Below are 11,709 nucleotides of genomic sequence, written 5' to 3'. Positions count from 1 at the left end.
TGTTCCAAGACAATCGCCGAAGGCGATCCCCTCCGCTAACGCGCATGGACACAACAAAGAACCCCTGGACCATTCACTCCAGGGACCTGAGATATGATAACAACTGGATCAGTGTATGGCATCACGAAGGGTTGAACCCCGCCGGCGGCGCAGGCATTTATGGGGTGGTACATTTTAAGAATCTGGCAGTAGGCGTGGTAGCGCTGGATGATGACATGAATATTTACCTGGTGGGGCAGTACCGCTTCCCTTTAAACCGCTTCTCCTGGGAAATTCCCGAAGGAGGTGCGCCACTGGGACTGGAAAGCGCGCTGGAAACCGCAAAAAGGGAATTACTGGAAGAAACGGGCCTGGTGGCGTCTTATTGGGAGGAAATTACACGTATGGATCTCTCCAATTCCGTTTCCGATGAAGAAGGGATAGTATTCCTGGCCCGCGGGCTGGAACAGCGGGCGGCGGAACCGGAGGAAACAGAACAGCTGATCGTTAAAAAAATACCTTTTGAAGAAGCCTACCGGATGGTGAACAACTTTGAGATCACCGATTCCTTATCGGTAGCAGCCATACAAAAAGTAAAGCTAATGGGCTATGAAGGCTTATTAAACAAATAAACCCGTTACCTTTGCAGCAAATGGAAAGGAAATTCAACGCTTTCAAAGGTGAAAGAAAAGAGGGACAGCGAGGTCCCAAAAAATATGCAACGCAACGGCCAAAGCAATCTACCATGATTATTGGCCGCCAGCCGTTATTGGAAGCCCTGAACACCGGGAAGCCCATTGAGCGCATCTTTATGCTGCGCACCGCTACCGGCGATATTATTCCGCAAATAAGAGACCTGGCCCAAACCCAGAATGTTCCCATTAACTATGTGCCGGTAGAAAAGCTCAACGGGCTTACCCAGGCCAATCACCAGGGTGTGGTGGCCATTGCCGGTAATGTTACTTACCTGGACCTGCAGGACGTGATTTCCCATGTAACAGAAAAGGGAGAAACACCGCTGTTCCTCATACTGGATGGTATTACCGACGTTCGTAATATAGGCGCCATTGCCCGCAGCGCCGTTTGCTGCGGCGCCCAGGCCATCATTATTCCTGATAAAGGCATTGCCGCACTGAATGAAGAAGCCGTGAAATCCTCTGCCGGTGCGCTGGAGCGTATTGCGGTTTGCCGGGTGAACAGCCTGAACAAAGCGATTGATACCCTGCATCTCAACGGTATCAAAGTGATGGCCAGCGAAATGGAAACGGAAATTAAGCTGTACGACTGCGACCTGAAAGAGCCGGTAGCAGTGATCATGGGTTCGGAAGACAAAGGCGTGTATCCTGCGCTGATCAAAGCTTCCGACGTGTTGTTCCGCATCCCGATGGCCGGCAGTTTTGAATCTTTCAACGTGTCGGTAGCCGCCGGTATCATTTTATACGAAGCGCTGAAACAAAGAACAGCAAATATTTAGCGGACCTGCGGGCGCCCGCCACGAAAATGGTTTACTATGCTAAAATTAGTTGAATGCCCCCGCGATGCTATGCAGGGCTGGCACAGAATGATCAGTACGGACGAAAAAGTACAATACCTGGATGCCCTGCTAAAGGTTGGTTTTGATACGATCGATTTCGGCAGTTTTGTATCTCCCAAAGCCATTCCTCAAATGGCAGATACAAAAGACGTTATTCCCCGCCTGCAGCTGTCTGGCTCTAAAAGCAAACTACTGGCCATTGTGGCCAACCTGCGGGGAGCGGAAGAAGCGGTAGTGTTCGACGAAATTAATTACCTGGGCTTTCCCTTCTCCATATCAGAAACTTTCCAGCTGAGAAATACCAATAAAACCATTGCAGAATCACTGGAACAGGTGCATTCCATGCAGGAACTGTGCATTAAGAACAGGAAAGAACTGGTGATCTACATTTCCATGGGATTCGGTAATCCATATGGCGACCCGTACAGCCCGGAAATCGTACTGCAATGGGTAGCAGAAATGGTGAAGATGGAAATCGGCGTTATTTCCCTCGCAGATACAGTAGGCGTGGCAGATCCAGCTACTATCAGCAGTCTTTTCAAACACCTCATTCCCGCTTACCCCGATGTGGAAATCGGCGCACATTTTCACGCAGCACCCAACAAATGGGAAGAGAAGGTACTGGCCGCTTATGAGCAGGGCTGCAAGCGGTTCGACAGCGCCATCAAAGGCATTGGCGGCTGCCCTATGGCCAAAGATGAACTGGTGGGCAACCTGGCCACAGAAAACCTGATAGCCTTCTGCCAGCAAAGGAAAGAACCGCTTACGCTTAATATGACGGCATTGAGAGGCGCACAACGACTGGCAGATGCTGTTTTTAAAGATTAACTGTATTACATGCAATTTCATTTAAGCTTTCCCGTAACGCCGTTGCCGGCTCCCATCCAGTATGATCATGAGCTGTTGCTGATGGGTTCCTGCTTTGCCGAAGAAATAGGCGGAAAGCTGCAGGAACACCGGTTTAATACCCTGGTAAACCCGCATGGTATTTTATATAACCCGCTCAGCATCACGAAAGCCCTCACGGCTTACCTGGACGGGAAAGTATATACACGTGAAGACCTGTTCCTGCACAATGATCTCTGGAACAGCTGGGATCACCACAGCCGCTTCTCCGGCCTTACGCCGGAAGCCACGCTGGAAAACATCCGGCAGATGCAGGCCACCGCTGCAAAGGCCATTGAAACCGCCGACTGGCTCATTATTACGCTGGGATCCGCCCATGCTTACATCTTAAAGGAAAACAACCGCCTGGTTGGTAACTGTCATAAGGTGCCGGCCGGCAACTTTTACAAACGCATGCTCACCGTAGATGAAGTAGTTACCGCGCTGGATAACGTGATGCATCGCCTGTTTTTCCGCAACCGGAAAATTAATATACTCTTCACCGTTAGTCCCGTTCGCTATATCCGCGATGGGGTAGTGGAAAATAATCTCAGTAAAGCCATCCTGCTGCAGGCGGTTCACCACCTGGTGAATAAGTTCAACAGGCTGTTCTATTTCCCGGCATATGAGCTGGTGATAGATGATTTGCGCGATTACCGTTTTTATAAGGAAGACATGGTGCATCCCAATGAACTGGCGGTTAACTATGTATGGGAGCAGGTGATAAAGGCAGGGATCGGCCCCGGCAGCCAGGAACTGCTGCATAGTATCGCTGAAATAAACCGGGCCGCCAACCACCGGCCCTTTAACCCGGAAAGCCCACAGCACCGGCAGTTTTTAAGTCATTATGCGGCAAAAGTGCAACAACTGATGGCGGCACATCCGCAGCTGCAGCTGAACGACTTGCTGCAACGTTTTCAATAAAAAAAGGAACATGCAACCGCGTTCACCGCGATTGCATGTTCCTTTTCAGCGGCCCCGTTTACAACGGAATACCTCTCTTATCTTTCAAATAAATAATACCCACTACAAAACAGATCACTGCAATACCGATCGGGTAAATAAGCCCCGCCAGGTGGTTGCCGGTATTGGTAACCAGGATGGTGGAAATGGTAGGCAGTAACCCGCCGAACACGCCGTTGCCAATATGATAGGGCAGCGACATAGACGTATACCGGATGCGGGTAGGAAATAATTCTACCAGGAAAGCCGCAATGGGTGCATACACCATGGTTACAAACAATACCTGGATAAATATCAGGATCACCAGCCAGGCCACATTGGTACGGCTTACGGTTAGTTCCTTTTTATCCGTAGCCTCCCTTAAAACACTGCCGTCGGTATAGCTGTGTACCCGGAAGGATTTAAGCACCAGTTCCCCCGATTCGCTGTGCGTGGAATTGCTTTCTATCCTGAAAAGTTCGGTTTGTTCCTGTTTCAGATTCACATTGCCGATATTATCCATGGCCTTATAGATCGGGTAATAGGCCAGGGCCGCCAGCAACATGCCGGTGAGCATGATCTTTTTACGGCCTATACGGTCGGACAGTGAGCCGAAATAAATAAAGAACGGCGTACCCAGCAGCAATGCAATGGCAATAATGATATTGGATTGCACAAATTCAATGTTCATGGTTTTCTGGAGAAAGGAGAGCGCATAGAACTGTCCCGTATACCATACCACACCTTGTCCCATGGCAGCGCCAAACAGCGCGATCAACACCAGTTTTAGGTTTTCCTTATTGGCAAAGCTTTCTTTAATGGGGTTGGCGGATGTTTTACCTTCTTTTTTCATCTGCGCAAACAGCGGGGATTCGTGCAGGCGTATCCGTATGTAGTAGGACATGATGACCAGCAGCACCGAGAGGAGGAAGGGAATACGCCATCCATAGTTGTTGAAATCGTCCGGCGACATGAGCATACGGGTTACCAGGATCACGCCCAGCGATACAAACAGTCCGAGCGTGGCGGTGGTTTGAATAAAGCTGGTGTAGTAGCCGCGGCGGTTGTCCGGCGAATGTTCCGCTACATAGGTAGCTGCGCCGCCGTACTCACCGCCAAGGGCCAGGCCCTGCGCCAGGCGGAGGATCAGCACCAGTATGGGCGCCAGTATACCAATGGTATGATAACTGGGAATAAGACCAATAGCAAAGGTGGAACCGCCCATGATAAGCAGGGTAAGCAGGAAGGTATATTTACGTCCTACCATGTCGCCGATACGGCCAAATACAATGGCCCCGAAAGGGCGCACAATAAAGCCAACAGCAAAGGTGGCCAGCGTGGCAATATAGGCCAGCTGCGGATTACTGGGAGGGAAGAACTTTTCAGCAATGATGGCGGATAAACTGCCAAAGATGTAAAAGTCGTACCATTCAATGAGCGTACCAGCCGACGAAGCCATTATAACCTGCCAGATGTTTTGCGTGGAGAGCGAGTTTTTCATACGTGTTAATTGTAAAAGCTGCGCTTTTGTTAGTTAGCTTTTAAGGGGAATAAGATAACGAATATTTACTATGAGCGCAAGCATTCAATTAAAAATCTCTTGTGCTTAACATTCGTGAATGTTTATAATGCCTTATCTTTAATAAGGGCCAATTATTTAAAATGAAGCAGGGATCAAAAGCCCACATCAGGCGGGGTACCAGTTTATTGTTGTTAGCTTTTATGTTGTGTTACTATACCGTGAAGGCTCAGCAAACGATCAGCAACAGACCTAAGATAGGATTAACGCTCAGCGGCGGCGGGGCCAGGGGGCTTGCACACATCGGCATCCTGGAAGCGATAGACAGCGCGGGTTTGAAGGTGGACCTGGTAACCGGTACCAGCATGGGAAGCATTGTAGGATCTTTATATGCCATGGGCTATTCCGGGAAGAAAATTGAAGAAGTAGCCCGTAAATTGAACTGGAACAGCCTTTTCTCCAACCAGCCCGTTCTTACAGATATTTCCTATGAAGAAAAGCGGGAGTATAATAAATACATCATTGAAATTCCTTTTGAATATGGTAAGCCCAAGCTGGCCTCCGGCGTAATTTCCGGCGAAGCGTTGTGGCTGGAGCTGGCAAAGCTCTGCTGGCCGGTGAAAGACATCAAGAACTTCGGAGACTTCAATATCCCATTTAAATGCATTGCCACCGATGTGGCTACCGGCGATATTGTAACGCTCGACAGCGGGGAAATAGTGACCAGCCTTCGCGCCAGCATGGCCATCCCGTCTATATTCACCGCCGTGAAGATCGGCGACCGGAAACTGGTGGATGGTGGCGTGGTCCGTAATTTCCCGGTGATCACCGCCAAAGAAATGGGGGCCGACATTGTGATCGGCGCCAATGTAAGCGGCGGCCTGCGCAAAGCCGATCAACTGCTTACTCCCTTTGATATCCTTTACCAGCTGGGATTTTATAAAGATGCAGATGATTTTATCAAAGCTATTAAACAGTGCGATATCTATGTGCCGATAAACAAGGAGCTGGAGAACTACTCGGCTGCCAGCTTTGGGAGCGTGGATTCTATTATTGAAGCCGGGCGCCGGAAAGGGAGGGAGATGTATCCTGTTTTCAAACACCTGGCAGATTCACTGAACGCACTGTACCCCCAACCACCCTTTGTGGCAGACCGGCTGCCGTTTGCCACCGATATAGAGCTGAGCAGCGTGCATGTAAACGGGCTGGTTCACTCCGATCAGAAATTCTTTTTACAACGGCTGCATCTCAAACCAGGCGGGTGTTATACACCTGCGCAACTGAGAAATGCCATCCTAAATGTATATGGTACCCGTTTCTATAAACTGATCACCTATAACCTGGTGCCGGAAGGATATGGTAAAAGCAGGATGGATATACAGGTGGAGGAAAACCCGCTTACCTATGTGAAATTTGCACTGAACTATAACACCTTTACCGGCGCCAACGCGATCATCAACTTAACACAGCGGAATTTCATTGTGCCTAACTCCCGTTCGTTTGTAACGGCGGTGATCAGTGAAAACCCGCGCCTGGAGGCAGAATACTTCAAATACCTGGGCCGCAGCCGTAATTTTGGTTTCGGGCTGGGCACCTATTATGAAAACAACGGGCTTACTTTTTACGATAATAATTTTAACAAGTTGCAACCTTATCGCAGCAAGTATGCCAACGTAAATATGGATGTGCAATATACCTTCACCAGGAACATGTTTGTGGGTGCAGGAACACGCTGGGAGTATATCAAATACAAACCGCAGCTGTCGAACTTCATGGAGGTACGTGGAAGCACCAACCAGCTGAACTCCTATATTAATTTCGGCATCAATTCCCTTAACCAGAAAATATATCCCACCAGCGGATTGCTACTGGACCTGGAAGCCGGGCATATCTACAACCAGCACCCGGGCATAAAAGTAAGCTCACAGGGCGTAGAGCAGAACTACGACACGCTGGGAGTAAACTTCAACGATTACCAGCGGCTGGCGCTGAACCTGAAATATTATATTCCTATGGGCCGTAAATCGGCACTGGAGCTGGATGGCAACATAGGGTATAGTATCAACTACAAGGAATCGGTGGTGAATGCGTTTGTAGTGGGTGGTATGACTAACATTACCCGCAACCAGGTGCCTTTTGTGGGCATATACGAAGGGGAAGTGATCACGCCTAAAATAGGCGTGGTACAGGTGGCGTGGCAGTATGAGTTTATGCGGAATCTTTTCGCCATTCCCCGTATAGGCGGCGCCGTGTACGATGGGGTAATTTCCGGCGGCCGTAATTACGAATATCTCGCCGGCTATGGCATCGGGGCTGCCTACAGCAGCCGCCTCGGCCCTGTGGAGGCCACTATGATGTACAACGACAAATCCGGCAGGCTGAAGTTCTATGTAAACCTCGGGTTTAACTTTTGATGGCTCGCCTTCGGCGGGATAAATTGTCTTGGAACACTGATTACGCTGATTTTACTGATTAGTTTGTTTTTTTTATAAATGATTTTGGGAGATATGAGCGAAAAACATCCGCTTATATCTCCCAAAATCATTTAAAATCCAAAATGATCAATCAAGATAATCAGTAAAATCAGCGTAATCAGTGTTCCAAGACAATTTTCATCGCCGAAGGCGATTCCCTAGTGCATACGATCCCCGCGAACAGTGATGTTCTGCAGTATTTCGGCTTCTTTGTTCAGCCATTCCTGCCAGCGGGTGCGTACTTTTTCTTCGGGGAAATATTCGTTGGCCAGGTCAATGAAAAGGCGGTAGTGGCCCGCTTCGGATACCATGAAGCGGTGGTAAAAATCGCGCATGTATTCGTCTTCCAAACCTTCACTGAGCAGGCGGAAGCGCTCGCAGCTGCGGGCTTCTATCAGGGCAAAGATGAGCAGGGCATCGAGGAAGCTGTCGTTTGCATGGCCGCCTTTTACCCGGTTATCCATGAGTGCATTTACATAATCATCTTTCCGTTGTTTGCCTAAGGAAAGGCCCCGTTTCTTCATTTCAGCAAGCACCTGCCGGAAGTGGCCCCATTCTTCTGTAACGATAGGCGCCAGTGCTTCTACCAGCTTTGTTCTTTCCGGGTTGCGCTGGATCAGGGAGATAGCGGAAGATGCCGCTTTTTGCTCGCAATACGCGTGGTCGGTAAGAATATCCTGCAGTGAAATGGCTGCCAGGTTCACCCATCTGGGATCAGTAGGCAGTTTTAGTCCGAGTATTGATACTTTGCTCATAGAAAAAACAGCGCTCAGGCTGTGGCTTTTTTGCGAAGATAACGGCAAAGTTTAAATTGTGCGCTGATAAACGCAGATCCATGGGTAAAGACAGTACTTCTTTTTTAACGCGATTGCTTGATGAGCGCCGCGAACAGCAGTCGTTCCGCGAGCTTCGCCTGCCGGGAGATAAAGTGGATTTTTGTTCCAACGATTACCTCGGTCTTGCCCGGAATGCCGCAGTGAGAGAATACATCCACACATTAATGGAAGAAAGGCATCCCGCGCATGGCAGCACCGGATCGAGGCTGCTGGCGGGCAATTACGAATGGATTGAATCTGTGGAGAAAGACCTGGCCGCTTTTCACGGGGCAGCAGCCGGGTTACTGTATAATTCCGGCTACGATGCCAACCTGGGCGTGTTTTCCTGCCTGGGCCGCAAGGGCGACACCATCATTTATGATCAGCTGATCCATGCGTCTATCCGTGATGGCGTGCGTTTATCGGCGGCGCAATCCTTTTCATTTGCACACAATGAGGTGGCGGACCTCGAAAAGAAGCTGAAACACGGCGTGGGAAATATTTTTGTAGCGGTAGAGTCGGTGTATTCCATGGATGGGGACCTGGCGCCGCTGGCCGCTATTGCCGCCATCTGCGAACAATATGGCGCGCATCTTATAGTGGATGAAGCTCATGCTACCGGTATTATCGGCAACAGGGGAGAAGGGCTGGTACAGCACCTGGAGCTGACAAACGCCTGCTTTGCACGCATTCACACCTTCGGGAAAGCAGTGGGCTGTCATGGCGCCGTGGTGCTGGGTCCGGGGATATTGCGGGATTATCTTATCAACTTCTCCCGTTCATTTATTTATACTACTTCATTACCTCCCGCTGCACTGGCAGCCATAGAGGCAGGTTATGCCACTTTCCCGTATATGCAGGCGGAAAGGGAACAATTGTCGGCACTTATTGCGCAGTTCCGCGCCGGTATGGCAAATATGGAACTGGTACCGGGTACCACCCCCATCCAGGCAGTGCTAACCCGTGGCAACGAACATACCCGCAACACGGCGCAGCGGCTGCAGCAGGCGGGCCTGGACGTACGGCCTATCCTGCATCCTACAGTGCCAAAGGGTTCAGAACGACTCCGCATTGTGCTGCATAGTTTTAATACCCCCGCAGAGGTGGCCCATCTTATAAAAGTATTACAGGCATAACTGGTTATGAAACAAATTTGATGTATTTTACATATTACATCCGACTTGTAATATGAGAATCATCCCCGCAGTTATAACCGCAGCAGTTACCTTATCGCTTACATACGCCTTCAGTCATAAACTGGGACAGATACCACCACTGGGAAAATTGTTAAGCCCGCAAACCGGCTTCTGGCAAAATGCGGAACCTATCGGTGAATTTCCTCATGAGCAACTGGTGTTGCCCGGCCTGTCCGGCAAAACGGAAGTTTGGTATGACGACCGTATGGTGCCACATATTTTCGCGGAAAATGAAGGAGACGCCTTTTATGTACAGGGATATGTAACCGCGCGCGACCGCCTCTGGCAGATGGAGCTGCAAACCTACGCCGCTGCCGGCCGGCTATCTGAGATACTGGGCCCTAAGCTGGTGCAGTACGACCGGAAACAACGGCGCCTGGGAATGGTATACGCATCGGAATACACCGTAAAGGAAATGCTGGCAGACCCGGCCACCAAAGAAGCAGTGACCTCCTACGCGGCCGGCGTTAACGCATATATCGCCACACTAACACCCGCTACTTACCCGGTAGAATATAAAATACTGGATTATAAACCGGAGAGATGGGATATCATCAAGTCGGCCTTATTGCTGAAGTACATGGCGCACGACCTCGCCGGATTCGCCGATGACCTCGAATTCACCAACGCGCGCCGTTTATTTTCCCTGCAGGACTTTGAATTAATGTATCCCGACTTCCATGAAGCCACCGACCCGATTATTCCCAAAGGCACGGCTTACCCCAAAGCAACATTAACACCAATAGCTCCTCCTGATAGCGTGCTCGCCGCAGCGGCAGCATTCATGAAATTTAAAACAGACAAACCCGATCCGGATAACGGCAGCAACAACTGGGCAGTAGCAGGTAGTAAAACCCGCTCAGGCGCGCCGATCCTCTGCAATGATCCGCACCTGAACCTGTCGCTCCCCTCGCTCTGGTATGAAGTACAGATCCATACACCGGGTATGAATGTGTATGGCGCCTCCCTGCCCGGCGCACCGGGGGTGATCATCGGTTTCAACGACCATATCGCCTGGGGCGTTACCAACGGGGAAGAAGACGTGAAAGATTACTACAGTATGCAGTTCCGCAACGGTCGTACCGAATACCTGTATAACGGCAGCTACCGCAAAGCAGACCTGCGTATAGAGGAAATAAAGGTAAGAGGCGGCGCTACAATACACGATACTGTTGCCTATACCGTATTTGGGCCCGTTATGTTCGATAACACTTTCCCCGATAAAACAACCGGTCAGAACTTCCTGGCCATGCGCTGGAAGGCGCTGGATCCTTCCAATGAGCTGGGTACCTTCAACAAACTGAATAAAGCCCGTAATTACGACGATTATCTCAATGCCATTAACCGCTTTACCTGTCCTGCCCAAAACTTTGTATTCGCCGATAAAGCCGGCGACATCGCCATCTGGCACAATGGTCAGTATCCCCTGCGGTGGAAAGACCAGGGCAAGTGGATCATGCCGGGCAGCGACAGCACCTATGCATGGCAGGGATATATCCCGCACGATGAACTGCCACATATAAAAAATCCGGAGAGAGGATTTGTGAGCTCCGCCAATCAGCGCCCTACCGACAGCACTTATCCGTACGCATTGTACGGCGAATACGATCTTTTCCGTGGTAAGCGTATCAATGAAAGATTAACTGCCATGAGCGCTATTACCACGCAGGATATGATGCAGCTGCAAAATGACGATATGAACCTGTTTGCCGCCGCAGCCATGCCCATGATCAGGAAACATATTGATACCGCTTCCCTTACGGCGCAACAGCAGCCTTACTGGCAGCTGTTATCGTCCTGGGACTTTATGGCCACGCCCGACAGTAAAGCCGCCAGTATTTTTAATACGCTGTGGGCGCACCTGGAAGATACTATCTGGCAGGATGAGCTGCATCCAAAAGATACTACCATCCTGGCCTATCCGCAATCTATCACCACGCTGGATTTGCTGTTACGTGATACGGCTTTCCATTTTATAGACAACATCAACACCCCGCAAAAAGAAACTTTATCGCAACTGGTGCAGGGTGTATTTGCTACCACTGTTACGCAGCTGTCGGAATTAAATAAAGCAGGCAGGCTGGAGCTGGGAAAAGCACGCGGCACAGATATCAATCATCTTTCCCGCGGGATCCCCGCCTTTAGCGCTTTGCATTTGAACACAGGCGGCGGGCAGCATATTGTGAATGCAACGAAATCAACACATGGTCCTTCCTGGCGTATGGTTGTGCAGCTGTCGGACAAAACGGAAGCATACGGTATTTATCCCGGCGGACAAAGTGGAAATCCAGGTAGCCCGTTTTATGATAACAGTATAAATGATTGGGTAGCGGGCAAGTATTACCTGTTGCATATTTTTAGTGAG

General features: G+C 49.9%; 9 protein-coding genes. 7 read left to right on the top strand and 2 right to left on the bottom strand.

Annotation, left to right across the window (positions count from 1 at the left end; translation table 11 throughout):
- The 4 genes from VN105_RS27825 to VN105_RS27810 form a co-directional block, all read left to right on the top strand.
- On the top strand, window positions 1-611 hold a 611-nt coding region (locus tag VN105_RS27825), incomplete at its 5' end, for an NUDIX hydrolase (RefSeq protein ID WP_325646424.1).
- Window positions 612-631: 20 nt separating this feature from the next.
- Complete coding sequence (gene rlmB / locus VN105_RS27820) at window positions 632-1,453, top strand: 23S rRNA (guanosine(2251)-2'-O)-methyltransferase RlmB (RefSeq protein WP_325646422.1); 822 nt, start codon at window positions 632-634, stop codon at window positions 1,451-1,453.
- Window positions 1,454-1,489: 36 nt separating this feature from the next.
- Window positions 1,490-2,341, top strand: coding sequence for a hydroxymethylglutaryl-CoA lyase (locus tag VN105_RS27815; RefSeq protein ID WP_325646420.1), 852 nt, complete (start codon window positions 1,490-1,492; stop codon window positions 2,339-2,341).
- A 9-nt stretch (window positions 2,342-2,350) separates the two neighbouring features.
- Entirely contained in the window at window positions 2,351-3,322 is a 972-nt protein-coding gene (locus tag VN105_RS27810) for a GSCFA domain-containing protein (protein ID WP_325646418.1), read from the top strand.
- 58 nt (window positions 3,323-3,380) lie between these two features.
- Here the strand turns inward: VN105_RS27810 and VN105_RS27805 are convergent, their stop codons facing one another.
- A complete protein-coding gene (locus tag VN105_RS27805; RefSeq protein WP_325646416.1) occupies window positions 3,381-4,841 on the bottom strand; it encodes an MFS transporter in 1,461 nt (486 codons plus the stop codon).
- Between the two features lie 161 nt (window positions 4,842-5,002).
- On the opposite strand from VN105_RS27805, the gene VN105_RS27800 reads away from it, so the two are divergent.
- Window positions 5,003-7,273: a patatin-like phospholipase family protein gene (locus VN105_RS27800; protein ID WP_325646414.1), complete on the top strand. Its 2,271-nt coding sequence runs from the start codon at window positions 5,003-5,005 to the stop codon at window positions 7,271-7,273.
- A 218-nt stretch (window positions 7,274-7,491) separates the two neighbouring features.
- On the opposite strand, the gene VN105_RS27795 is transcribed toward VN105_RS27800, so the two are convergent.
- Window positions 7,492-8,088, bottom strand: a complete 597-nt coding sequence (locus VN105_RS27795) for a tRNA-(ms[2]io[6]A)-hydroxylase (RefSeq protein WP_325646412.1) — start codon at window positions 8,086-8,088, stop codon at window positions 7,492-7,494.
- A gap of 80 nt (window positions 8,089-8,168) precedes the next feature.
- On the opposite strand from VN105_RS27795, the gene VN105_RS27790 reads away from it, so the two are divergent.
- Window positions 8,169-9,284, top strand: a complete 1,116-nt coding sequence (locus VN105_RS27790; RefSeq protein ID WP_325646410.1) for a pyridoxal phosphate-dependent aminotransferase family protein — start codon at window positions 8,169-8,171, stop codon at window positions 9,282-9,284.
- A gap of 52 nt (window positions 9,285-9,336) precedes the next feature.
- The coding region (locus tag VN105_RS27785; protein ID WP_325646408.1) for a penicillin acylase family protein at window positions 9,337-11,709 on the top strand (2,373 nt) is incomplete at its 3' end.

This window comes from Chitinophaga sp., from assembly GCF_035564935.1.
In the GTDB taxonomy this organism is placed as follows: Bacteria; Bacteroidota; Bacteroidia; order Chitinophagales; family Chitinophagaceae; genus Chitinophaga.
This window is presented reverse-complemented; position numbering and strand designations above follow the sequence as displayed.